Annotated in this window: 25 protein-coding genes; 7 read left to right on the top strand and 18 right to left on the bottom strand. The window is 64.2% G+C overall.

Translation table 11 applies throughout. The features are described 5' to 3' along the window. The first annotated feature begins 105 nt into the window (after nt 1–105). On the top strand, nt 106–1,077 hold the full coding sequence (locus JI744_RS06345) for an XdhC family protein (protein ID WP_202659341.1): 972 nt from the start codon (nt 106–108) through the stop codon (nt 1,075–1,077). Then, entirely contained in the window at nt 1,074–2,072 is a 999-nt protein-coding gene (locus JI744_RS06350) for a molybdopterin-binding protein (protein ID WP_202658871.1), read from the top strand. Before JI744_RS06345 ends, JI744_RS06350 begins: the two co-directional genes overlap by 4 nt. A gap of 155 nt (nt 2,073–2,227) precedes the next feature. On the opposite strand, the gene JI744_RS06355 is transcribed toward JI744_RS06350, so the two are convergent. The 3 genes from JI744_RS06355 to infC form a co-directional block, all read right to left on the bottom strand. Continuing rightward, nucleotides 2,228–2,662 carry an SRPBCC family protein gene (locus tag JI744_RS06355; RefSeq protein WP_236019300.1) on the bottom strand — a complete coding sequence of 145 codons (435 nt, stop codon included), beginning with the start codon at nt 2,660–2,662 and terminating at the stop codon, nt 2,228–2,230. Further along, nucleotides 2,586–2,993 (bottom strand): ArsR/SmtB family transcription factor, encoded by a 408-nt coding sequence (locus JI744_RS06360; RefSeq protein ID WP_202658872.1) that lies wholly within the window; start codon nt 2,991–2,993, stop codon nt 2,586–2,588. The genes JI744_RS06355 and JI744_RS06360 overlap by 77 nt, the downstream gene beginning before the upstream one ends. Before the next feature lie 114 nt (nt 2,994–3,107). Further along, nucleotides 3,108–3,686, bottom strand: coding sequence for a translation initiation factor IF-3 (gene infC / locus JI744_RS06365; protein WP_456237458.1), 579 nt, complete (start codon nt 3,684–3,686; stop codon nt 3,108–3,110). A 166-nt stretch (nt 3,687–3,852) separates the two neighbouring features. On the opposite strand from infC, the gene JI744_RS06370 reads away from it, so the two are divergent. Further along, nucleotides 3,853–4,383, top strand: a complete 531-nt coding sequence (locus JI744_RS06370; protein WP_202658873.1) for a hypothetical protein — start codon at nt 3,853–3,855, stop codon at nt 4,381–4,383. Between the two features lie 68 nt (nt 4,384–4,451). Here JI744_RS06370 and JI744_RS06375 read toward each other — a convergent pair whose 3' ends face one another. Genes JI744_RS06375 through cobA form a run of 6 tightly spaced genes read right to left on the bottom strand, consistent with a single transcriptional unit; the run spans nt 4,452 to nt 9,229 of the window. Further along, entirely contained in the window at nt 4,452–5,282 is an 831-nt protein-coding gene (locus tag JI744_RS06375; RefSeq protein WP_202658874.1) for a ferredoxin--NADP reductase, read from the bottom strand. A 51-nt stretch (nt 5,283–5,333) separates the two neighbouring features. Continuing rightward, entirely contained in the window at nt 5,334–5,744 is a 411-nt protein-coding gene (locus tag JI744_RS06380) for a DUF934 domain-containing protein (RefSeq protein WP_202658875.1), read from the bottom strand. After that, nucleotides 5,741–6,490: a phosphoadenylyl-sulfate reductase gene (locus JI744_RS06385; protein WP_202658876.1), complete on the bottom strand. Its 750-nt coding sequence runs from the start codon at nt 6,488–6,490 to the stop codon at nt 5,741–5,743. Before JI744_RS06385 ends, JI744_RS06380 begins: the two co-directional genes overlap by 4 nt. Then, nucleotides 6,480–8,150: a nitrite/sulfite reductase gene (locus tag JI744_RS06390; protein WP_202658877.1), complete on the bottom strand. Its 1,671-nt coding sequence runs from the start codon at nt 8,148–8,150 to the stop codon at nt 6,480–6,482. The genes JI744_RS06385 and JI744_RS06390 overlap by 11 nt, the downstream gene beginning before the upstream one ends. 3 nt (nt 8,151–8,153) lie before the next feature. Continuing rightward, complete coding sequence (locus JI744_RS06395; RefSeq protein WP_202658878.1) at nt 8,154–8,459, bottom strand: DUF2849 domain-containing protein; 306 nt, start codon at nt 8,457–8,459, stop codon at nt 8,154–8,156. Beyond that, entirely contained in the window at nt 8,456–9,229 is a 774-nt protein-coding gene (gene cobA / locus JI744_RS06400) for a uroporphyrinogen-III C-methyltransferase (RefSeq protein ID WP_202658879.1), read from the bottom strand. Before cobA ends, JI744_RS06395 begins: the two co-directional genes overlap by 4 nt. 135 nt (nt 9,230–9,364) lie before the next feature. Here cobA and JI744_RS06405 point away from each other — a divergent pair, with 135 nt between their 5' ends. Beyond that, nucleotides 9,365–9,826 carry an Lrp/AsnC family transcriptional regulator gene (locus JI744_RS06405; RefSeq protein WP_202658880.1) on the top strand — a complete coding sequence of 154 codons (462 nt, stop codon included), beginning with the start codon at nt 9,365–9,367 and terminating at the stop codon, nt 9,824–9,826. A 44-nt stretch (nt 9,827–9,870) separates the two neighbouring features. On the opposite strand, the gene JI744_RS06410 is transcribed toward JI744_RS06405, so the two are convergent. From JI744_RS06410 to JI744_RS06425, 4 genes are read right to left on the bottom strand one after another with little or no spacing between them, the layout of a single operon-like run. Beyond that, complete coding sequence (locus JI744_RS06410) at nt 9,871–10,419, bottom strand: TetR/AcrR family transcriptional regulator (protein WP_202658881.1); 549 nt, start codon at nt 10,417–10,419, stop codon at nt 9,871–9,873. After that, complete coding sequence (locus JI744_RS06415; RefSeq protein WP_202658882.1) at nt 10,416–13,469, bottom strand: efflux RND transporter permease subunit; 3,054 nt, start codon at nt 13,467–13,469, stop codon at nt 10,416–10,418. Before JI744_RS06415 ends, JI744_RS06410 begins: the two co-directional genes overlap by 4 nt. Continuing rightward, a complete protein-coding gene (locus JI744_RS06420; protein WP_202658883.1) occupies nt 13,466–14,509 on the bottom strand; it encodes an efflux RND transporter periplasmic adaptor subunit in 1,044 nt (347 codons plus the stop codon). The genes JI744_RS06415 and JI744_RS06420 overlap by 4 nt, the downstream gene beginning before the upstream one ends. After that, a complete protein-coding gene (locus tag JI744_RS06425; RefSeq protein ID WP_202658884.1) occupies nt 14,506–15,552 on the bottom strand; it encodes an efflux RND transporter periplasmic adaptor subunit in 1,047 nt (348 codons plus the stop codon). Before JI744_RS06425 ends, JI744_RS06420 begins: the two co-directional genes overlap by 4 nt. Nucleotides 15,553–16,026: 474 nt before the next feature. Here JI744_RS06425 and JI744_RS06430 point away from each other — a divergent pair, with 474 nt between their 5' ends. The 3 genes from JI744_RS06430 to JI744_RS06440 all read left to right on the top strand — a co-directional run bounded on the left by JI744_RS06430 (nt 16,027) and on the right by JI744_RS06440 (nt 18,770). Beyond that, nucleotides 16,027–16,824 carry a dimethylarginine dimethylaminohydrolase family protein gene (locus JI744_RS06430; protein ID WP_202658885.1) on the top strand — a complete coding sequence of 266 codons (798 nt, stop codon included), beginning with the start codon at nt 16,027–16,029 and terminating at the stop codon, nt 16,822–16,824. Nucleotides 16,825–16,827: 3 nt separating this feature from the next. Continuing rightward, nucleotides 16,828–17,799, top strand: coding sequence for a hypothetical protein (locus JI744_RS06435; RefSeq protein ID WP_202658886.1), 972 nt, complete (start codon nt 16,828–16,830; stop codon nt 17,797–17,799). Between the two features lie 458 nt (nt 17,800–18,257). Then, nucleotides 18,258–18,770 (top strand): hypothetical protein, encoded by a 513-nt coding sequence (locus JI744_RS06440; RefSeq protein WP_202658887.1) that lies wholly within the window; start codon nt 18,258–18,260, stop codon nt 18,768–18,770. 31 nt (nt 18,771–18,801) lie between these two features. On the opposite strand, the gene hisH is transcribed toward JI744_RS06440, so the two are convergent. The 5 genes from hisH to hisD all read right to left on the bottom strand — a co-directional run bounded on the left by hisH (nt 18,802) and on the right by hisD (nt 22,926). Beyond that, nucleotides 18,802–19,467: an imidazole glycerol phosphate synthase subunit HisH gene (gene hisH, locus JI744_RS06445; protein WP_202658888.1), complete on the bottom strand. Its 666-nt coding sequence runs from the start codon at nt 19,465–19,467 to the stop codon at nt 18,802–18,804. Between the two features lie 88 nt (nt 19,468–19,555). Continuing rightward, complete coding sequence (gene hisB, locus JI744_RS06450) at nt 19,556–20,143, bottom strand: imidazoleglycerol-phosphate dehydratase HisB (protein ID WP_202658889.1); 588 nt, start codon at nt 20,141–20,143, stop codon at nt 19,556–19,558. Between the two features lie 54 nt (nt 20,144–20,197). Continuing rightward, nucleotides 20,198–21,118, bottom strand: a complete 921-nt coding sequence (locus tag JI744_RS06455) for a ribokinase (RefSeq protein ID WP_202658890.1) — start codon at nt 21,116–21,118, stop codon at nt 20,198–20,200. Between the two features lie 2 nt (nt 21,119–21,120). Further along, nucleotides 21,121–21,573 (bottom strand): RbsD/FucU family protein, encoded by a 453-nt coding sequence (locus tag JI744_RS06460; protein ID WP_202658891.1) that lies wholly within the window; start codon nt 21,571–21,573, stop codon nt 21,121–21,123. Nucleotides 21,574–21,624: 51 nt separating this feature from the next. After that, entirely contained in the window at nt 21,625–22,926 is a 1,302-nt protein-coding gene (gene hisD / locus JI744_RS06465; protein WP_202658892.1) for a histidinol dehydrogenase, read from the bottom strand. Nucleotides 22,927–23,029 lie beyond the last annotated feature (103 nt).

Genomic DNA, 23,029 nt, shown 5'->3' on the forward strand with positions numbered 1-23,029 from the left:
CGAGAAAGGGCCCCGGGGTGCTTGCCTCGGGGCCTTGTCATGCGCGACCTTTGGACAATGGCCGCTGCCACTCCGACGGGGCAGATTGCACGGCGGGGAGAACGCATGGAACAGAACGACATTCCCGAAATTGCCCTTGATTGGCACCGCGCCGGGCGGGGGGCAGTGTTGGCGACGGTGGTGGAAACCTGGGGCTCGGCACCGCGTCAGGCGGGCAGCCAACTGGTTGTGGCGGGCGACGGGGCGATGATGGGCTCTGTCTCGGGCGGCTGTGTCGAGGGCGCGGTGGTGACCGAGGCGGAAGAGGCGCTGCGCGATGGTAAAAGCCGCCTGCTGACCTTTGGCGTCTCGGATGAAACCGCCTTTGCGGTTGGGCTGGCCTGTGGTGGCACGATCCGGGTTCTGGTTGAACCCGTGGGGCAGGGCCTGCCGGTCGAGATGCTGGCGGCGCTGGTGGCGGCCCGCGCCGCGCGCCAGCGGGTGGCCTATGCGGTGAACCTTGAAAGCTGGGATCGGTGGCTGTTGTCGCCCGGCGATGATGTTTTGGCCGATGCGCGGCTGCGCAGCGACAAGGCGGGCCGCGAAGAGGATGGCCGTTTCATCGCCCCGCATAATCCGCCCTTGCGGCTGGTGGTGGTGGGGGCGGTGCATATCGCGCAGCCGCTGATACCGATGGCGCGGGCCTGTGGCTATGATCCGGTGCTGATCGACCCGCGCGGCGCTTTTGGCAGCGCCGAGCGCTTTCCGGGCGAGACAATTCTGGAAGATTGGCCGGATGAGGCGCTGGCGGCGTTGCGGCCCGATGCCCGCATGGCGGTGGTGACGCTGACCCACGACCCCAAGCTGGATGACCCTGCGATCCGCATCGCCCTGCGGTCGCCGGTGTTCTATCTGGGGTGCCTCGGGTCCACACGCACCCATGCCAAGCGGTTGGAACGCTTGCGGGCCGAGGGCTTTGCCGAGGCGGACATTGCCCGCATCCATGCGCCCGTGGGTCTGGATATCGGCGCGAAATCGCCCGCCGAAATTGCGGTGTCGATCATGGCGCAGATCACCGAAAAGCTGAGGAAGGGATGAGGTTCGGCCCCGTTCCGCTGGATCAGGCAGAGGGGGCGATTCTGGCCCATTCGGTGCCCTTGACCGATGGGCGGTTGCGCAAGGGCATGGTTCTGGCTGCTGCCGATTTGGCTCTGCTGCGGCAGGGGGGGGTGGCCGAGGTGATCGTTGCCCGGCTTGATTTGGGCGATGTGGCCGAAGATGCCGCCGCCGCCCGGCTGGCCGCCGCCTTGGTGCCCGATGCCGCGGAGCAGGGGCTGGTGGTGGGACGCGCCTTTACCGGGCGCGTGAACCTGAACGCCGCCCATGCCGGGCTGGCTGTGATTGATGCCGCCGCCGTCTTGCGGCTGAACCGCATTCATCCGGCGATCACGCTGGCCACGCTGCCGCCCTTGCAGCGCGTGACGCCCGGAATGCTGGCCGGAACGGTCAAGATCATCGCCTATGCTGTGCCGGAACAGGCGCTTGCATTGGCCTGCGATGCGGCACGAGCGGCGCTGCGCATTCTGCCCGTGGTGTGCAAGACCGCTGGCCTGATCCTGACCGAAGTTCCGGGGCAGGATGAAAAACTGACCGCCAAGGGTCGCCGTGTGGTGGAAGGGCGGCTGAAGGCGCTGGGCATAGAGCTGGCCGAAACCCGCGTGGTGCCGCATGACAGCCCGGCGATTGCCGCTGCCCTGCGCGACCTGTCGGGCGAGATCGGGCTGATCCTGACCGGATCGGCCACATCCGACCTTTACGATACGGCCCCCGAGGGCGTGCGGCTGGCGGGTGGGCAGGTGGCGCGGTTCGGGATGCCGGTCGATCCCGGCAACTTGCTGTTTCTGGGCGAACAGGGTGACCGGCCGGTCATCGGCCTGCCGGGTTGCGCCCGCAGCCCCGCGCTGAACGGCGCTGATTGGGTGCTGGAACGGCTGGCTTGCGGGCTGGCTGTGACGGATGACGATATTGCCGCGATGGGGGTTGGCGGGCTTTTGAAGGAAATTCCGCAAAGGCCACAGCCAAGAGAGCCGTGATGCCCCCTCACCCCGCTCCTCTCCCCCCAAGGGGAGAGGGAGTGGCTACATTGGTCAAGGGCGCAAAAGTGACCGACGATGCGCGCGCCCTCTCCCCTTGGGGGGAGAGGGTCGGGGTGAGGGGTAAGTGTAACGCATCACCCATTCATTTTGCGTCAGGCCGCGGCTGCCAACTGCTGTAGAATCGCCGTCCAGCCCTTGATATGGCCGTCGCGCGCGCCTTCGTGGGCGAAACGGTCTTGCCGCAGCTCGATGCGGGTCGCATCGCCTTCGGGGGTCAGGGTGATCGTGACCATGCTGCCCTCAACCGAATGGGGGCTTTGCCAGGTGAACCGCAGGCGCTGATGGGGAACCAGCTCCAGATAGGTGCCGTGATGGGGGATTTCGCGGTCGCCGTCGCGCATCACAATCTCATAACTGCCGCCAACGCGGGGATCGTTGGTCACCCGCGCGCCCGGCCCACCTTCACAGGTGGTCATGAACCGGGCCAGAACCGCCGGGTTCAGCCAGGCGTCATAGACGCGGGCCGCCGGGGCGGGGATGGTCCGCGAAACGGTCAGGGTCAGCTCTGCTGTCATCTCTTGGGCCATCTGGCGCCTCCTGTGTCAAAACCGCATCCAGCGCCTCCAGCCGAAGCGCCCAGATCGAACGAAGCCCGGCAAACCATTGCTCCACCCCGGCCAGCGGGCCAAGGGTCGCCTCGATGTAATGCGCCCGCCAGACGGTGCGCCGCGACACCAGTCCCGCCCGCTCCAGCACCATGATGTGTTTGGAAATGGCGTTCAGGCTGGTGGCGAACCGTTCGGCAATTTCGGTCACGCGCGTCGGGCCGTTCTGCGCCAGCAGCGTCAGAATCGCGCGGCGGGTCGGGTCACCCGCTGCCTTCAGCACATCACCAAGGGGGTCTTCTTGTTCAACCATATGGATGAATTATACGGGTCGGGAGATTCGTTCAACTGAAAAGGTGAATGAATGGGGGCAAACATGAAAAAGGGGGCCAGCGGCCCCCTGAAGGTTCTTCGCATGACGGTGCGCTTACTTGGGCGCGACCATCATCACCATCTGGCGGCCTTCCAGCCGGGGCATGGATTCAATCTTGCCCTTGTCGCCGACATCGGCGGCCACGCGGTTCAGCAGTTCAAGCCCCAGTTCCTGGTGAGCCATTTCGCGGCCCCGAAAGCGCAGGGTCACCTTGACCTTGTCGCCTTCGTCCAGAAACTTCATGACCGAGCGCATTTTCACATCATAGTCATGGTCATCAGTGCCCGGACGGAACTTGATTTCCTTGATCTCGATGATCTTCTGCTTTTTGCGCGCCTCGGCTTCGCGCTTTTGCGTCTCATATTTGAACTTGCCAAAGTCCATGATCTTGCACACGGGCGGCTCGGCATTCGGAGAGATCTCGACCAGATCAAGCCCCGCTTCCTCGGCCATCGCCATCGCGCGTGCCGGGGTGACAACCCCGACGTTTTCGCCGTCCGCGCCGATCAGGCGGATTTCGGGTGCGCGGATGCGATCATTGATACGGGGGCCGGTTTCGCGTTGCGGCGGGGCGTTATGGGGGCGGCGGGCCAGGGTGTTCGTCCTTGTGTGGCGGCAATTGCGTGCGGCAATCTAATGGTTGCGCCCGCCAGCTTCAACCGGATTTGCGGCCTTGCGTCATCTGGGACCGCCGCCGTTGCGATGGAATCGCAGCCAGTCTTTGCCCAGCCTTTCCATTGTGGCATAATTCTGTCATAACAAACTCGACCAATACCTTACGGTCATGGGAGAAAATGACATGAACAAGAATGTTCTCATCGGTCTGGTGGTGATCCTGCTTGCTGCGGGCGGCTACTATCAGTTCAGCTACAAGCCCGCTCAGGAAGCCGCGATGAAGGCTGCTGACGACGCTGCTGCTGTCGCCAAAAAGGCCGAGGAAGACGCTGCTGCTGCTGCCAAGGCCGCGACGGACGAAGCTGCCGCTGCCGCCAAGAAAGTGGAAGAAGAGGCTGCCGCCGCCGCCAAGAAGGCCGCTGACGAGGCTGCTGCCGCTGCCGCCGCTGCGGGTCAGGCCGCGACGGATGCCGCCAATACCGCTGGTCAGGCTGCTTCGGATGCTGCTGCTACCGCTACCACCGCTGTTTCCGATGCCGCAGCGGCACTGGACCCGGCGAATTTCGACGCCACCAAGATCAAATCGCTGGTCGATGCCTCGGCGCTGGATGATGCGACCAAGACCACGCTGAAATCGGGCGTTGATGCGGCTGCTGCCGACAAGACCCTGGTTCCAGGCGCGATCGAAGCTGTGAAAAAGGCGCTGGGTCTCTGATCCTGACGCGATAAAAAAGGGCCGCCAGAGCGATCTGGCGTCCCTTTTTACATGCCTGTGGGTGCCGGTCAGATGCCGTCGCCGACAAAGGCCTTTTCGACCACGAATTCCTTCGGATCGGAATTGGCGCCTTCGCGCAGGCCAAACCCTTCCAGAATCGCCTTCACATCGACGTTGAATGCCAAAGATCCGCAAACCATGGCGCGGTCTTCTTCCGGGTTCATCTTGGGCAGGCCCAGATCGGTAAACACCTTGCCCGAGGCGAGGTTGTCGGTCACCCGGCCCATGTGCGAAAACTCTTCCCGCGTGGTGGTGGGGTAATAGCGCAGCTTTTCGCCCACGATCTCGCCGATCAGCGGGTCATCCCGCAGCCCCTCGACCAGTTGGCGGCCATATTCCAGCTCGGCCACCTGACGGCAGGTGTGCATCATGATGACCTGATCGAATTTCTCATACACCTCGGGGTCGCGCATCAGGCTGGCAAAGGGCGCAAGGCCGGTGCCTGTGGCCAAGAACCACAGCCGCTTGCCCGGCAGCAGCGCATCCACCACCAGCGTGCCCACGGGTTTGGGCCGCAGGATGATCTCATCCCCCGGCTGGATATGCTGCAAACGGCTGGTCAGGGGGCCATCCGGCACCTTGATCGAATAGAACTCCAGCTCTTCATCCCAACTGGGCGAGGCGATGGAATAGGCCCGCAGAAGCGGCTTGCCCGTCTCTCCCAAAAGGCCGATCATCACGAATTCGCCAGAGCGGAAGCGCAACGTCTTGGGCCGCGCCACCCGGAAGGAAAACAGCCGGTCGGTCCAGTGTTTCACCGACTGGACAATCTGGGCATCGGGCAGATGCGGCTTGGCAGGCTTTTCGGCGGCGTCGGACATGGCGGTCGCTTCGGTCATTGCATTCGTCTTTCGAGATACGTCGTTCGTCGGCCGGGGGAAACCCCGAACTCAGGCCTTCAGCCGCGACTGATAGTCATGGGCTTTCCAGTCGGCGCGAAATTTCCACTGGTCTTCCGGCTGGCGGGTGGCCAGTTCGGCCGGAATTTCCACGCTGTCAAATCCCACGCGGCGTGTCATGGCGTATTGGTCGGCAATCACCGGGCCAATGGCGCGCAACTCTCCGGTATAGCCCGCCATGCGCAGGCGGCGCGCGATGGTAAAGGCGCGCCCGTCGCTGAACGCCGGAAAGCTGATGCGGATCAGCGTGAGGGCGGCCAGATAGGGTTCCACCGCGTCGGGGTTGTCGGTGTGGGCCAGATCCAGCGTACCGGTGTGGCTGGCGATCTCGGCCAGAGTCACAGGGGTGACGGGGGCGGGGGTGGAAAAGCCCGCATCGGTGACAAGAACGGTCTCGCTCATAGCGCGTTATCCTTCGTCTGGCGCACGGCCTGACCATTGATGAAATGGATGCCGCATTCGGTTTTGGACTGGCCCCGCCAACGGCCCGCGCGCGGGTCTTCGCCGGGTTTTACCGGGCTGGTGCAGGGGGCGCAGCCGATGGACGGATAGCCCTTGGCGACCAGGGGGTGCCGGGGCAGGCGGTTTTCGACCATGTATTCCTCAAGATCCTCGCGGCCCCAATGGGCCAGCGGGTTCACCTTGATGCGGAAATCGCCTTCATTTTCAAAAAAGTCGATGGTGCCACGGTCAGAGTTCTGGAACCGTTTGCGGCCGGTGATCCAGCCGTCGAAATCCTTCAACGCGCGTTCCAGCGGCTCGACCTTGCGGATGTTGCAGCAGGAATCGGTGCTGAACTGGTGCAGGGTGCCGTCGGGGTCGTCAAACTCGACCTTTTTCGGATGGGCGCGGATGGTGCGGATGTCGCAAAGCGCCAGCTTTTCGGCCAGCTCTCGCTGATATTCCAGCGTTTCCTTGAACAGCATCCGCGTATCGACGAACAGCACCGGGGTTTCCGGCGCCAGCACCGAGACCAGATGCAGCAGCACCACCGATTCCGCGCCGAACGATGACACCAGCGCCACACGGCCCAGATCGGCATCGTTCAGGGCATGTTCCAGAACGGCGGTCGCCGAATGGTGTTTGTAGCGCGCGTTCAATGCCGCGACACGTTCGGCAACGTCACCGGTGTGCAGGTCACGCGGCATCCTGTGCGCCTTCCGTTTCGTAAAGCGCGGTCTTGAACGGGCCAAGACCGGCACGGCGCACCGTTTGCAGGAAGGTCTCGGCGGGTTCCGAGCGGATTTCCAGATAGGCGCGCACAAGACGTTCGATGGCGGGCACCACCTGATCATAGGCAAAGCCGGGGCCCATCTTTTCGCCAATCGCGGCCTGTTCGGTGCCGTCGCCGCCAAGGGTGATCTGGTAATTCTCCACGCCGGCGCGATCCAGACCCAGAATCCCGATATGACCGACATGGTGATGCCCGCAGGCATTGATGCAGCCGGAAATCTTGATCTTCAGCGGGCCAACCTCATGCTCCAGATCCAGTTCCTTGAACCGGACGGCAATTTCCTCGGCAATCGGGATGGAACGCGCCGTGGCCAGCGCGCAATAATCCATGCCGGGGCAGGCGATGATGTCGCTGATCAGGCCGACGTTGGCTGTGCCAAGGCCCACCTGCGCCAGTGCGGCATGAATGGCGGGCAGGTCCGATTTGTGGACATGCGGCAGGATCACGTTCTGCTCATGGCTGATGCGGATATCGCCATGGCCGTATTTCTCGGCGAGATCGGCGATCACGCGCATCTGGGCGCTGGTGGCGTCGCCCGGTGTCTTGCCATGTTCCTTCACGCTGATCGTCACAATCGCATACTGATCGTTCTTGTGCGCGGTCAGGTTGGTATCGGCCCAGGCGCGGAACACCGGGTCGGCCTTGTGGAAGGCGGTATAGGCATCGATGGGCGCGTTGCGATAGGCGGGGGGGGCGAAGGCCTCGCGAATATCTTCCAGCAGCTTTTGATCGTTGCCGCCGAACAGGGGGCGCAGCTCGGCAAAGCGTTCTTCAACTTGCCGGGTGATCTCGGCCTTGCCAGTCTCGTGCAGGGTGATCTTGATGCGCGCCTTGTACTTGTTATCGCGCCGGCCAAGGGTGTTGTAGACCGAGAGAACCGCCTCGACGTAGGGCAGCAGGTCTTCCACCGGCAGGAATTCCCGCACAACCATGCCGATCATCGGGGTGCGGCCAAGGCCGCCGCCGACCAGCACCTGAAACCCGATCTCGCCCTTGTCGTTCCTGACGATGCGCAGCCCGATGTCATGGGCCGCAATCACCGCGCGGTCATGCTCGGCACCGGTGATGGCGATCTTGAACTTGCGGGGCAGGAACTGGAACTCGGGGTGGTCGGTGGACCATTGGCGCAGCAGCTCGGCATAGGGGCGGGGGTCTTCCACCTCATCCGCGGCGGCACCGGCGAAATGATCGGCCGTCACGTTGCGCACGGTGTTGCCGCTGGTCTGGATGGCGTGCATTTCCACATCGGCCAGCGCCGTCAGAATGGCGGGCACGTCGGGCAGCTTGGGCCAGTTGAACTGAATGTTCTGGCGGGTGGTGAAATGGCCATAGCCCTTGTCATAGGCGTCGGCGATATGGGCCAACTGGCGCATCTGGCCGGGGTTCAGCGTGCCGTAAGGAATGGCCACCCGCAGCATGTAGGCATGCAGTTGCAGGTAGAGGCCATTCATCAGGCGCAGGGGGCGAAACTCGTCCTCGGTCAGCGACCCGTCAAGGCGGCGTTCCACCTGCTGGGTGAACTGGGCCACGCGGCTGCGGATGAAGGCTTCGTCGAAGTCGGAATAGGAATACATCGATTAGCTCGCGTGATCGGCTTGCTTGCCATGGAAGTAATTCGAGGGGCCGCGGGTGCGGAACTCCTCGCGGAAATGGGTTGGTTCGGGGCCGTTCGGGCCTGCCTTGGCATCGGCCAGATAGGCGCCGACGACATACAGCTTTTGCGCCGCCGCGAACAGCAGGCGCAACTGGGCATGGGCCTCGTCGTCAATCAGCTCTGCCTCGTGGTGAAACTGGGTCCAGCGGTCATCGGCGGCCAGATAGACCACATCGCCTTCGCGCAGGCGGTTGGCGGTAACAACTTTGGGCGTGAAGCTGCGGCTCATGCTTGGGCCTCCTTCAGGGTCTGGGCGGATTTCGCGGCCGCGCGGGGGGCTAGGCCATAAAGAATGACGGCGGGGCCTTCAAGGGCCTGTGCGGCCTCGGGCAAAGTGGCAAGGGTGGCGGGCAGGATGCGCTGATTGGCGCGGCTGACGTTTTCAACCAGCGTGGCGGGCGTTTCCGGGTCGGCCCCGTGCATCATCAGCCTGCCTTGGATGAAGCGGGCCGATTTCTTGCCCATGTAGATCGCGGCCACTTCGCCCGTCGCCGCCATGCTGCGCCATTCATGTTCGGCAAAACCGTCGATGTCATGGCCGGTCACGATGCGAAAGCCGGTGTTGCGGCCCCGGCGTGTCAGGCTTTGGCCGATGCTGGCGGCGGCCACGGTGGCGGCGGTCAGGCCGGGCAAAATGACAAAGGTCAGGCCCGCCGCCTGCAACGCATCGATCTCTTCGTCCAGCCGGCCAAAGATGCCGCAATCGCCGCCCTTCAGACGGACCACACGGCGCCCCGCCTGTGCCTGCGCAACCAACAGGGCGTTGATGTCGGATTGCGCGGTCGAGGGGCCAAAGGCCGCCTTGCCCACATCAATCCGCACCACATGGGCCGGGATCAGCGCCAGCACCTCATCGCCCACCAGCCGGTCATGGATGACCACATCCGCCCCGGTCAGCGCCTGAAAGGCAGCCAGCGTCAGATGCCCGGCCGCACCCGGCCCGGCACCCGCAAAGGTGACGGCAGAGGTCGGCGCAGCAAGGGCAGGCAGGTCTGGCATTGGGGACTCGCATTTTTCACTGTCCAATATAGGATATTTTCCCACTTTACGGCCAGCCACCCTTGCAGATAAGGACATTCGTTCTGATGCCACGGTGTGGAAGAATTTGGTTCCATCAAACAGGAGAACTGGCGAATGGCGGCCCAACTGGACGATCTTGACCGGAAAATCCTTGTCGAGCTTCAGGCCGATGCCGAGCAATCGCTGGACGAAATCGCCCGCAAGGTGGGCAGTTCCAAGACCCCGGTGTGGAACCGCATCCGCCGCATGAAAGAGCAGGGCGTCATCACCCGCCAGACCGCGATTCTGGATGCCGAAAGCCTGGGGCTGGAGGCGTGTTTCTTCGTGCTGATCCGCACCAGTGAGCATGAGGCCGACTGGCAGCGCAAGTTCCTGAAAACCCTGCGTGAACGGCCAGAGGTGCTGGAGGCCCACCGCCTTGCCGGCGACATCGATTATATCCTGAAGGTGCGGGTCAAGAATGCGCGGGCCTATGACACCTTTTATCAGGCCCTGATTTCCGAGGTGAAGATCTACAATGTCACCGCCCTTCTCAGCATGGAAGAGATCAAGGCAACCACCGTTCTGCCGGTGTGATCAAGCGCCCTCGCGGGCCTGACGCACCAGTTCGGTGCGCGCCATCAGGCTGTCAGCGGCCACCGTGGGCAGGGTGACATGCAGGTTGGCCAGCGCCTCGGCCTCTGGGCCGGGCAGGCCCAAAACGCGCAGGATGCCTTGCACGACGACGCGGGCACAAAGCGGCCCATGTCCATTCCGGCCTGCAACAGCGGGGGCAGCACCGAATGGGCCACACTGCCGGGGGCAAGGGCAACCGCCGCCATCCGCGCGGCAAACCGCGCCACCAGCGGGTATTTTCGCCCCGCGTCAACCAGCAACAGCACCCCACGCGCCAGTCGCTCGGCGGGGTCGGTGACGGGGGCGATTTCCGCCAGAACCAGCGCGATCAACTCTACGCCCAATTCATGGCTGGAGGCCTGAAGAAGTTCCGGCAAGGTAAAGAAATAGTTATAGAAACTGCCGCGCGATACGCCCGCCGTAGCCGTCACCTCATCAATGCTGGCCCCGTCCGGCCCCCGCGCGGCGGAGACAAACAGCGCCGCCTCGATAAGACGCGCGCGCATCCGCTCTCGTCGCATCCGGGCGTTGCGGCTGCGGTGATCCACGGTCATGGCGCGGGTTCTTCGCGGGGCTGGCGCAGGCCGAAAACGGCGCAGTAAAGCGCTGGCGCGAACAGCAGGGTGATCAGCGTGCCCGCAATGATACCGCCCATCATCGCATAGGCCATCGGCCCCCAGAACACCTGCCGCGAAATCGGGATCAGCGCGAGGCTCGCTGCCGCCGCCGTCAGCAGGATCGGCCTTGCCCGGCTATCCGACGCCTCGAACAGCGCATCCCAGCGGGTCTTGCCGTGGCGGATCAGGTCTTCAACCTCTTGCACAAGAATGATCGAGTTGCGGATCAGGATGCCGACCAGCGCCAGCACCCCCAGAATGGCCACAAAGCCCATCGGCGCCCCCGATGGCAGCAAGGCCGCCACCACCCCGATCAGGCCCAAAGGCGCCACCGTCAGCACGATGAACGTTAGCCGGAAACTTTGCATCTGAATCATCACCAGTGTGACAAGGATCAGCAGCATCACCGGCACCACGGCGGCAATCGGCCCCTGGCTTTCGCCGCTGGACAGAACCGTTCCTGCCGTCTGCAAGCCGTAACCGGGGGGCAGGGCAGCGGCCATGGCGTCAATCTGCGGCGCAAGGGCTGCGACGATGGTGGCGGGCTGGTCTTTGGTCGCCACCGCCGCCTTGACTGTCACCGTCGGTACCCGGTCACGCATGTAAATCACCGGCTGTTCGGTCACCCATTCCAGCCGCGCGAACGAGGACAGCGGCACCGGCTGCCCCTCGGCATTGCCCAGTTGCAGGTTGGACAGGGCGGCAAGGGTGGTGCGGTCGGCCTGATTTCCGCGCGCGATCACGTCGATCAGGGTCTTGCCGTCGCGCAGTTCCGTCACGGCCACCCCTTCGTGCAGAGAGTAAAGCGCCTTGGCCACGTCGCTTTGCGTCAGGCCCAATTGCCGCAACCGGCTGCCATCGACCGCAACGCGCACCACGCGCGCAGGCTCGTTCCAATCCAGCGCGATGTTGGTCAGCCGCGCATCGGTGGCCAGCAGCGCGGCCAGATCGCGCGCCTTGTCGCGCAGCGCCTCTGGGTCGGGGCCGGACAGGCGGTATTGCACCGGCTTGCCCACCGGCGGCCCCAGTTCGATGTATTTCGGGTAAACCTCGATCCCGGTCAGCGTCTTGCCGTATTCGCGGATTTCCGCCTTTAGCTTGTCGCGCGCGGCCAGATCGGGCGTCATGATGACGATCTGCCCCATGTTCGGCCCCGGTGTCGGCACATCCAGCGCAAGGATGAAACGCGGCGCACCCCGGCCGACATAGGTCGTCCAGAAGGTTGCTTCCTCTTTTGTGGCCAACCATGCCTCCAGCTTGGCCATGGCTGCGTCGGTCGCGGCAAAGCTGGCGTTCTGGCGGGCGGTTACATCGACGATGATCTCGGGCCGGTCCGAGGTGGGGAAGAACTGCTGTTCTACGAATTTCATCCCAAAGACCGATAGTGCAAAGACCGCGACTGTAACCGCAATGGTCAGCCATTTCGCCCGCATTGCCCACAAAAGCACCCGGCGAAAGCCGCGCCGCAACCGGCCCGGCCCGCTGGCATGATGCGCCAGATCGCGTGGCAGGAACGTCGTGCCCAGAATGGGGGCGAACAGCACCGCCACCACCCAGCTAAGAACCAGCGAAATCGCGATGACGTAGAACAGCGACCGGGTGTATTCCCCCGCCGCCGAACTGTTCAGCCCGATGGGGATGAACCCCGCCACCGTGACCAGCGTGCCCGACAGCATGGGAAAGGCGATCGAGGTCCAGGCGTAACTGGCGGCCTTTTCGCGGCTTTCGCCCAGCTCCATCCGGCTGATCATGGTTTCAATTGCGATCATCGCATCATCGACCAAGAGCCCCAGCGCAATGATCAGCGCGCCCAGCGAGATGCGTTGCAAGGTGATCCCCATCTGGTCCAGCACGACGAAGGTCATCGCCAGAACCAGCGGAATGGCCATCGTTACCACCAGTCCGGCCCGCCAGCCCAGCGAGATAAAGCTGACCGCAAGCACGATCACCACAGCCTCAACCAGCGCGCGGATGAAGTGGTTAACGGATTCCTCCACCACATGCGGTTGATCGGCCACCTTGTGCAGCTCAATCCCCACCGGCAGGTTTGTTTCAACCTTTGCCATCAGAGTGTCCAGCTCTTCGCCAAAGCTGACGATATTGCCGCCCTTTCGCATCCCCACGATCAGCCCGACCGCAGGCTTGCCGTCGAACCGGATCAGCGAGGTCGGCGGATCGACATAGCCGGGGATCACATCGGCCACATCCGACAGGGCAAAGAACACATCGCCCACCCGCAGCGTGGTATTGGCCAGCGCCTCGGGAGAGGTGAACTGGCCTGTCACCCGCACCAGAACCTGCTCGGCCCCGGTCTGGATGGTGCCCGACGGGGTGATGGCATTTTCGCCCGCAAGGGTGGCCAGCACGGTTTCCCGGTCAAGGCCAAGCGCGGCCAGCTTGCGGCTGGAAAACTCCAGATGCACCACCTGATCGCGGGTGCCGATCAGATCGACCTTGCCGGAATCCGGCAGTTGCAGCACGGCGGCGCGCACGTCCTCCACACGGTCCTTCACCTCTCGCGGGGAAAAGCCGTCATAGGTAAAGGCATAGATGTTGCCGTAGACGTCGCCGAAATCGTCGGCAAAGGCGAAACCCGCGAATTCCTTGGGGAAATCGCCGCGAATATCCGACATGAGCTGGCGCACGCGCGTCCATGTCACCGGCACATCGGCGGCAGGCGTATCGTCGCGCAGCTCGATATACACCACCGCCTGACCCGGTCCGGTAACGGACCGCGTGTCTTTCAGGTTATCCAGATCCTGCAACTTCTTCTCGATCCGGTCGGTCACTTGCGTCACCGTTTCCTCGGCCGTGGCGCCGGGCAGGGCGGCGGTCACGATCATGGTCTTGATGGTAAAGCTGGGGTCTTCCTCGCGTCCCATCGACAGGTAAGACAGCGTTCCCGCCACCAGCGAGACCACCATCAGATACCACAGGAACGACCGATGCCGCAGCGCCCAGTCCGAAAGGTTGAACCCTGCCTTCATTCGACCCGCGCCCCCACGATCTGGCCTTCGGTCAACGAGGCCGCGCCCCGGACCACGATTTCATCGCCCGCTGCAATGCCTTGCGATACGACCACCCGGTCGCGCAGGGTCTTGCCCGGCGTCACCGGCACGGCATGAACCGCGCGGTCGGCAGGGTCGACCCGCCAGACCACCCGTTTGTCGGGCGGGCCGGACAGTGCCGACAGGGGCAGCGTTACCACCGGGGCGGACCCGGCGACGATAGTGGCGGTGATCAGGCTGCCCAGCCGGTATTCGGCGGGCGTCGGCCCCATGGTCAGGCGCAGGCGGCGGCTGCGCAGGCTGGCGCCAGCCTCTGGCTCAATCAACCGCAGGGTGGCGGGAATGGACTGGCGGGCACCCTGGCTGGCGCGCACCTCGAACCGGGCATCGGCAGGCAGCAGAACGACGAATTCCGCCGGAACGTCGATCACCGCCTCGCGTCCACCTTGCGCGGCCAGCGTTAGCACCGGGCTGCCCGCGCTGAGGACGCTGCCCACCTCGGCGGCGGTCGAAAGGACAATGCCATCGGCGGGGGCGGTCAGCGTGCCAAAGCGCGCGGCATCCTGGGCGCGGGCCAGATCGGCCTCGGCGGCGGCCACCTGTGCCGCAGCCGTATCGGCCCCGGCCTGCGCCTGTTCCATCTGCGCGGTCGAGGCCACGTTGCGCCGCACCAGTTCACGCACCCGCGCAAGGCTTTGCTGGGCAAAATCGGCCTGCGCACCCGCTGCATTGGCGGCGGCTTTGGCAGCCGCGACATCCTCTTGCAAGGTCACCTGATCCAGCGTTGCCACCACATCGCCCTTGTGCACCGTGTCACCGGGCGAGACCGGCAGCGTCGCCAGCCGCCCCAGTGTCTGGAACGCCAGAACGGTCTGGGTTTCCGCCGCGATGACGCCGGGAAAGCTGCGCTGGCGGGTCGGGTCGGCGATGACGATCTCGGTCACCACCGGGCGCGCGGGCGGGGCGCTTTCGGCCCAAAGGGGCAGCGGCATCAGCAGGAAAAGCGCCAGCCGTTTCATGGGGTCACCTCTGCGGCCACAACCGCCCGTCCGGGATACAGCATCTGCGATCCGGCGGCGACGACGCGCGCGCCCTCGGCCAGTCCGCTTGCGATTTCAATGGTCTGGTCGCCATAGCCACTGACATCGACGGCGGTCAGCTGTGCGGTGTTGTCTTCGCCCAATGTCCAGACGGCGGGGCCATCGGCGGTGGCTGTCAGCGCGGTCCATGGCAGAACAATGCGTGCGCCGTCGCTGAATTTGGCATGGCCCACAATGGCGGTGCCAATCGGCAGGTCGTCGGGCAGGCCGGTGCCAACCCGCGCCTTGACCCGCACCGTGCCGTTCTGGGCGACGATGGGCGACACTTCGGTCAGGACGGCGGCAAAGGTGATATGGGGCTGGTCAATCGGCGACAGGGTCAGCGTCTCGCCCAGATAGGATTCAAGGTCGATACCGTCGGGTGCCAGAAACACCGCCTCGCGGCCTGATGCGACGGCCAGTTGCAGCACGGCTTGCCCCGCGCCCACCACTTGGCCCGGTTCGGCGTTGCGGGCTGTGACGATAGCATCCTCGACCGCGCGCAAGGTGGTGTCATCCACCGCGCGCCGCGCCTTGGTCAGGGCGGCCTTTGCCTGATCGCGCTGCGCCCTTGCGCCCAGCCAGCCCTCTATTGCGGCATCCAGTTCGGCCTGCGTGCCGCTGCCACGCTGCAACAGCCCGCGCGCCCGGTCACGCGCCAGCCCGGCCTGCAAAAGAGCCGCTTCGGCCCCGCGCAGACCCGCCTCTGCCCCGCGCAGCGCGCCGTCGGCCTGCGTCGGGTCCAGTTGCGCCACCACCGCCCCCTTGGCCACCCGGTCGCCGACATCGGCCGCCATCGCGATGACCCGCCCGCCATCACGGAACGAGGCAGGATAGCTGTCGGTCGCCTCCAGCGTGCCGGCCAGCGCGAAATCCTTCACCACGGCCCCGGTATGTGCCACTACAATCTCTACCGGAAACGGCGGCTCGGCATGGGCGGGGGCTGTGGCGAGGCAACAGGCCAACAGGACGGCAGAACGCATTGCGGCACCCTTTGGAAAGACACCTGATCATCCGTCAAGGTGACGGGCTGGTCAATATGAACTTTTCAGTTCACTTTTTAGGGTGCTGTGCACTGCCCGGCGAATACATTCGCGCCGGGATCGAGTGCGTCAGGCGAGAAACGATGCGGCATAAGTATTCGCAAGGCGCAGGTGCTAGAAAAACACCCAAAATCAGCACTTGCGCAGTGCCCAAGTACTCCGGGGTGCTGCTGCATCTGGTTGATACACCGCATTTATCGCGCAACTGGTTGCACAACGGGGCTTTGGGTCCCATCTCAACTGAACATGATTTCAGGTTCAGAGGCCCCATATGACCCGTAACACCGTAAAGCTGATCATTGCCGCTCTGATCGTGGGGGCCATTCTGGCCGGGGATCTGCTGGCCAGCTTGTCGATCTAGGGCGCACGCACGACGGGCTTGCGCCGATGCGGGCGGCGGCTTACCCCTAGGCGATGTCCGATCATTCCTTTCGTTTCAGCCATGCTATCTGCCGCTTGCCTGCGGCATCGATCACCCATGGCCTGCGCGCCGTGGATACCGGCAGCCCCGATCTGGCGGTGATGCTGGCCCATCATGCCGATTATGTCGCCACCCTGCGCGCGACAGGGGCCAAGGTGACGGTGCTGCCCGCGCTGACCGACTATCCCGATAGCGTCTTTGTCGAAGATACCGCGCTGTGTCTGCCGCAGGGGGCGGTGATCATGCGCCCCGGTGCCCCGACCCGTCTGGGCGAGGCGGCAGAGATGGCACCGCATCTGGTCGCCCTTTACGGCAGCGTCCGAAGCATTGCGGGGCAGGCCAGCCATATCGAGGGCGGCGACATTCTGGTGACGGAAACCGAGGTTCTGGTGGGTCGTTCTGCCCGGACCAATGCCCAAGGGATCGCCGAACTGGCCGGGCTGGTCGCCGATTGGGGTTGGCCGGTACGAGAGGTTCATACCCCGCCCGGCGTGCTGCATTTCAAGACCGATTGCTCATTGCTGGATGGGGAAACAATCCTGTCCACGCCGCGCCTGTCCGCCTCTGGCTGCTTTGCCGGCTACCGGGTGTTGGACGTGCCCGAAGGCGAAGAGGCGGCGGCCAATACGATCCGCTTCAACGATCTTGTTCTGACGCCTGCCGGGTTTCCGCGCACGCGCGACATGCTGCTGCGCGCGGGCTATCAGGTGCGCGAGATTGGCAACAGCGAATGCGCCAAGCTGGATGGCGGCATGTCCTGCCTGTCGCTGCGCTTTGGCCCAAAGGCCTGAGAGATGGCGTTCAACATCGTCGCCGTGGTGCAGGCCGGGCGCCTTTCATACGAGGCGTTGCTGCTGGCGGCATCGCTGCGGGCCAGCGCGCCGGGGTTTCAGGGCAAGCTGTTTCTGGCCGAACCCGGCGGGCCCTTGTGGCCGCAAGACCCGCGCCTGACCAACCCCGCCCTGCGTGCCGCGCTGGAGGGGTTGGGCGCAACCTTTCTGCCGTTTCAGAACTGCGTGTTCGGGGCCAGTTATCCCCATGGCAACAAGATCGAGGCGCTGCTGGCCCTGCCGGATGAACCGTTCTTGTTTCTGGATACCGATACGCTGGTGACAGGCGATCTGGCCGCCGTGCCGTTCGATTTCGCCCGCCCCTCGGCCTCGATGCGGCGCGAGGGCACCTGGCCAACGGTGCCGCTTTATTCGACGCATGAGGCGATCTGGGGCGCGCTTTATGCCCGCTTTGGCCTGGACATCGCCCCCACGCTGGACCTGTCGGAACCTGCCGACCACTGGCGGCGGTTTCTTTATTTCAACGCGGGCTGGTTCTTTCATGCCAGTCCCAAGGCGTTTGGCGAACGGTTTTTGACCATCGCCCGCACGATCCGCGACGACACGCCCCCGGAGCTTGCCGCGCAAGAGCTGTTTCCATGGCTGGACCAGATTGCGCTGCCCTTGGTGGTGCAGTCTTTTGGCGGGGGGCGTCCGGGGCCGGAACTGGCCGGGCTTGATGGCGATGTGACCTGCCATTACCGCAGCCTGCCGCTGCTTTACGCCCGCGAAAGCGACCGCGCGGTCGAGGTGCTGGAAGAGGTGGCAAGCCAAAAAGAACTGCGCCGCCTGTTGCGCGACCATGAGCCTGCGCGCGAGCTGATCTACAAGAACCGTGGCCGCAAGATCCGCGAGATGTTTGACCGCGCCGACCTGCCGCGCCGGGAACAGGCGATCCGGGCCCGCATCCGCGAGGCGGGCCTGTGGCTGCGCTAGGGCGTAGCACAATCGGAAAACTGAGTTGACAGGTGGGCTACCGGCAGACATCGTTTGCCCGAAAATGTGCTTGATCTACGTTTATTCGCGGCTGGTGCATGCTCGCGGCACCCAAGTTCATTTTGGTGAAACCTGCTGATCCAGTGCCGGATAATATCATGCCACTGAAAATCGCGCCGCGCATTCCCTATAGCCAACCCGAAGCCTTGTGCCGATCTCTGGTTTATACATGGGCGGGAGAGTTGCTGACCACATCTCGCACTGAGACGGCGATCATCAGTGATCTGGTCACGACTGCCCAAAAGCGGGCGAACTCACCAGAATATCTTGGCATAAGGGCTAATCATAGCGGAGGCCGGACTGCGGCTGGGACCAGAGCGCCCCCGGTTACAGTCGCCTATGCGCATAGGCATGATCCTCAGCGTGACCACTCGCCCGTCCTCCGCGCAAGGGGGCACATGGTGGAGGTGGACAGCGATGCAAACGGGGCAGGGACGCGAAGCGTTGCCAAGACATTGCTGCGCGCCGTTGGCTCGCACATGTCATTTCAGGGCAAGACTGTGGTCGATCTTGCCGCCACGACAAATAGCACGGCTGCAAATGCAATAAGGATGCAAATCGCGCCGCTGTGGTCGGGGGCTGGACAAACGGTATTCTGTTTGTCGCTACACTATGACTATGGCGCAATAAATGGCCACTCAGCCTCAAGCAGTGCGCATTCGGTCGATTTCATGCACAGTTCAGGCGGGCCGGGCAATCGGCAGGCAGGGTTTCGCTTTTTTGATCCCAACATTGGCAGCTGGCGCTTCCAGAAGGCGGATCAGTTGCTGAATTTCTTCTGCGATGACTGGTTGCACAATTTCTTCGACAACACGATGAAGGCCGATCCGATCACAGCCGGGCAATCTGCGAGTTGGAAAGGCCCGCGCACGATGACCGGCTTTCGCCTTATTCGGTTCGTCGTGGTATAAGTTCTTGCCATATGAGGCAAAGGTTACCCGATCAGGGTGCCCAGCGCAGGAAGTTTGCGATGATCCGCAACCCGGTCGCCTGCGATTTCTCCGGGTGAAACTGGGTGCCGACCATGTTCGCAGCCCCGATGATCGCGGTGATGTCGCCGTCATAATCGACATGGGCCAGCCGCTCTGCTGGATTGGCCACGCGGAAGGCGTAGGAGTGGACGAAATAGGCGTGGTCGCCGGTTGCAACGCCGTTCAGAACCGGATGCGCCCCGGCGTCAGTGCTGTCGATCACCAGATCGTTCCAGCCCATATGCGGAACCTTCAGCGCGGGGTTGGCGGGGGTGATGCGCGTCACCTCGCCACCTATCCAGTCAAAGCCGCGCGTGTCGGTATATTCGCGGCCCCAGGTCGCCATCATCTGCATCCCGACGCAGATGCCCATGAACGGGCGGCCCTTGGTGCGCACGGCGTCTTCAATCGCTTCGAACAGCCCGCCATATTCGCCAAGCGCGCGGCGGCAGGCCGGGAAGGCCCCGTCGCCGGGCAGAACGATGCGGTCGGCGCGAGCCACATCTTCGGGGCGCGAGGTGACGAGGATATCACCTGCGCCCGTTTCCAGCGCCATGCGCTGAAACGCCTTTTCGGCGGAATGCAGGTTGCCGCTATCGTAATCGACAAGGACTGTCAGGGGGACGGTCAGGGGCATTCGGCTGGACTCCGGGAGCAAGAATTTTCGAAAATTCTTGCCCGGATTTTGCAAAATCCGGACAAATTTCTTCGAAGAAATTTGGCGCTTACAGCGCGCCCTTGGTCGAGGGAAGGGCGTTGCCAAGGCGGGGATCAGGCTCCACCGCCTCGCGCAAGGCGCGAGCAAAGGCCTTGAACGTCGCCTCGGCAATGTGGTGGCTGTTGAGGCCGTGGATCAGGTCAAGATGCAGGGTGATGCCACCATGCACAGCCACCGCCTGAAAGAATTCGCGCACGAGTTCCGTGTCAAACGTGCCGATCTTGGGCGCGGTAAAGGGCACGTTCCACACCAGAAAGGGCCGCGCCGACAGGTCCAGCGCACAGGCGACCTGAGTGTCGTCCATCGCCAGCCGGAAGTGGCCATAGCGGCGGATGCCGCGCTTGTCGCCCAAGGCGCGCACCAGCGCCTGCCCCAGTGCGATGCCGGTATCCTCGACAGTGTGGTGATCGTCGATATGCAGGTCGCCCTTGGCGGTTGCCGTGATGTCGATCAGCGAATGGCGCGCAAGCTGGTCCAGCATGTGGTCAAAAAAGCCAACCCCGGTCTGCACGTTGCACTTGCCGGTGCCGTCCAGATTGACCGCGACCGAGATCGCGGTTTCGTTGGTGTTGCGGGTAACCTCGGCCTGACGCATGGCGCTCTCCTTGCTTGCCCGCCTTATAGGGTGGCGCGGGCGTCAGGGGAAGCCTTAGGCGCGGGCCAGCAGCGCGTCGATTTCGGCCCGCGCGGGCATCGAGGCCGCAGCCCCCCGCCGTGTGACCGAAATGCCCGCCGTCGCGGCGGCAAAGCGCAGCGCCTGTTCAATCGGCTGCCCCTCGGCCAAGGCCACGCAGAACCCGCCGTTGAAGGCATCGCCCGCGCCGGTGGTATCGGCGACTTTGCCCGCCGAGATGATCGGCTGATGCAGGCTGCGGGTCTTGTCGCGGTAAAGCGCCCCATTGCCGCCCAAGGTCATCACCACAGCGCCCACGCCCTTGGCCAGCAGGGCATCGGCGGCGGCCTCGGCCTCGGCCAAATTGGTCACGGGCAGGCCGGTCAGCAGTTCGGCCTCGGATTCATTGGGGGTGAGGTAGTCGCAGAGAGGAAAGGTTTCGGCTGGCAATTCGGCCGCAGGGGCGGGATTCAGGATCGTGGTCACACCCGCCGCCTTGGCGATTTGCAGGCCGCGCAGGGCTGGGGGGATGAGCTGCTCCAACTGGGTGATGAAGACGGCGGCCCTTTCGATCAGGGCACGGCGGGCTTCGATGTCACCTTCGGTGATCCGACCGGCAGCCCCCGGCGTCACGATGATCGCATTGGCACCCGTGCTGTCATCAACCAGAATGGCCGCGGCCCCGGTAAAGCTGTCATGGTCCACTGTGATTTCAGGCGTCACGCCCGCCTTGCGCCAGATGCCATCGGCCATGGCAGCGAAGTCGTCATTCCCCAACCGGGTGATGAAATGCGTGACGCCGCCCGCCATCGCGCTGGCGACGGCCTGGTTCGACCCCTTGCCACCCGGCCCAAGGGCAAAGCTGTTGCCCAAGATCGTCTCACCCGTCTTGGGCAGGCGGGCCGAGCGGAAGGCGCAGTCGGCAACGAAAATTCCAAGATTTACAATAGGTTTCATGCTCATTCCTCTGGCGGGATCACGCCCTTGCGGAACATGAAGCAGCCATAGAGCCGCCGCTCGCTGGTCTGCACGATGGCATAGGCCTGTTTTGACAGATCGTAAAAGGCGAACCGCTCAATTCCGGGCAGGGGGCGGGGGCGGCCTTCGGCGGCATCGACGACGGCCTGCACCTCTGCCTGAACATCGGTAACTTTTGCCGGGTCGCCCACCACCTCCATCCGGCCCGCGAAATCGGGGACGAAAGTGTCCAGGGGCAGCAGCGACAGGATCGCGCGGGCGGCCTCGGTCGCGGTCAGGTTTTCCATGGTCAGCAGCTTGCCCGCAATCGTCTGGCTGGCCAGTGCTGCGGCGGGAAAGTTGGCATCCACCAGCATCAGCATGTCGCCATGCCCCATGGCGCGCAGGCAGCCCAGCAGGTCGGCGTTCAGCCGGTTGTCGATTCCTTTGAGCATCTCGTCCCTCCGTTAGCGCCAACCTGCCGGGGCGGGCTGCGGCGGTCAAGGTCAGCCGTTCAGCCGGTCCAGCCGGGCGCGGACCGAAAGGCCATGTGCCTCAAGGCTTTCGCTGATCGCCAGCCGTTCGGCGGCGGGGCCGATGGCGCGCAGAGCCTCGGGTGTCATCTTGGCCAGCGTGGTGCGTTTCAGGAATTCCATGACGGAAAGGCCAGAGGAGAACCGGGCCGAGCGCGCGGTGGGCAGCACATGGTTCGGCCCGCCGACGTAATCGCCGATGGCTTCGGGCGTCCAGGCACCTAGGAAGATCGCCCCGGCATGGGTGATTTCAAGGCTCAGCGCTTCGGGATCTTCGACGCACAGCTCCAGATGTTCAGGGGCGACGCGGTTCGACAGGGCAGCAGCTTCGTGCAGGTCGCGCGTGACGATCACCGCGCCGAAATCGCGCCAGCTTGCCCCCGCAATCTCACGCCGCTCCAGCGTTTCCAGCCGCTTTTCCACCGCCGCCGTCACCGCGCGGGCATGGGCGGCATCGGGGGTGATCAGGATCGACTGCGCGCTTTGGTCATGCTCGGCCTGGGACAGCAGGTCCAAGGCCAGCCAGTCGGGGTCGGCGCTTCCATCCGAGATCACCAGAATTTCCGACGGCCCGGCGATCATGTCGATGCCCACGCGGCCAAAAACCCGGCGCTTGGCTGCCGCCACATAGGCGTTGCCCGGCCCGGTGATCTTGTCCACCGCCGGAATGGTCGCCGTGCCATAGGCCAGCGCCGCAATCGCCTGTGCGCCACCGATGCGGTAGATCACATCCACCCCGGCCAGTTCGGCGGCCAGCAGAACCAAGGGGTTGACCACGCCGCCGGGGGTGGGGCAGGCCACAGCCAGCCGCTTGACCCCCGCCACCTTGGCGGGAATGGCGTTCATCAGCACCGAAGAGGGGTAAGAGGCCAGCCCCCCCGGCACATAAAGCCCCGCAGCGGAAACCGGCGTCCAGCGCCAGCCAAGGGTGGCGCCGGTCGGCTCCTGCCAACTGGCATCCTCGGGCATCTGGCGCAGGTGATAGGCGCGGATGCGGTCTGCCGCCAGTTCCAGCGCCGCGCGGTCTTCGGGCGTCACCTTGGCGATTTCGGCGGCGATTTCGGCGGGCGAAAAGGCCAGCGTTTCCGCCGTAAGGGTCAACCGGTCGAACCGTGCGGTCAGCTCGATCACCGCCGCATCGCCCCGGCTGCGGACATCGGCGATGATGGCAGCCACGGCGTGATCGACATCCTCGGCCTCTTCGCGCTTTTGCCCCAGAAGGGCGGAGAAGCGGGCGTCGAAATCGGGCGCGGCGGTGTCAAGGAAGGTCGGCATGGCATGGTCCTTCGGGCGGTTTGGCCTTCCATATGGCTTTGCGCGCCCCGGCTCAAGCGGAAGGCGGGCCCGGTTTGTTGCAAACACATATTGACATTAGAAT

The organism is Fuscibacter oryzae (genome assembly GCF_016765795.1).
GTDB classification, from domain to species: domain Bacteria; phylum Pseudomonadota; class Alphaproteobacteria; order Rhodobacterales; family Rhodobacteraceae; genus Fuscibacter; species Fuscibacter oryzae.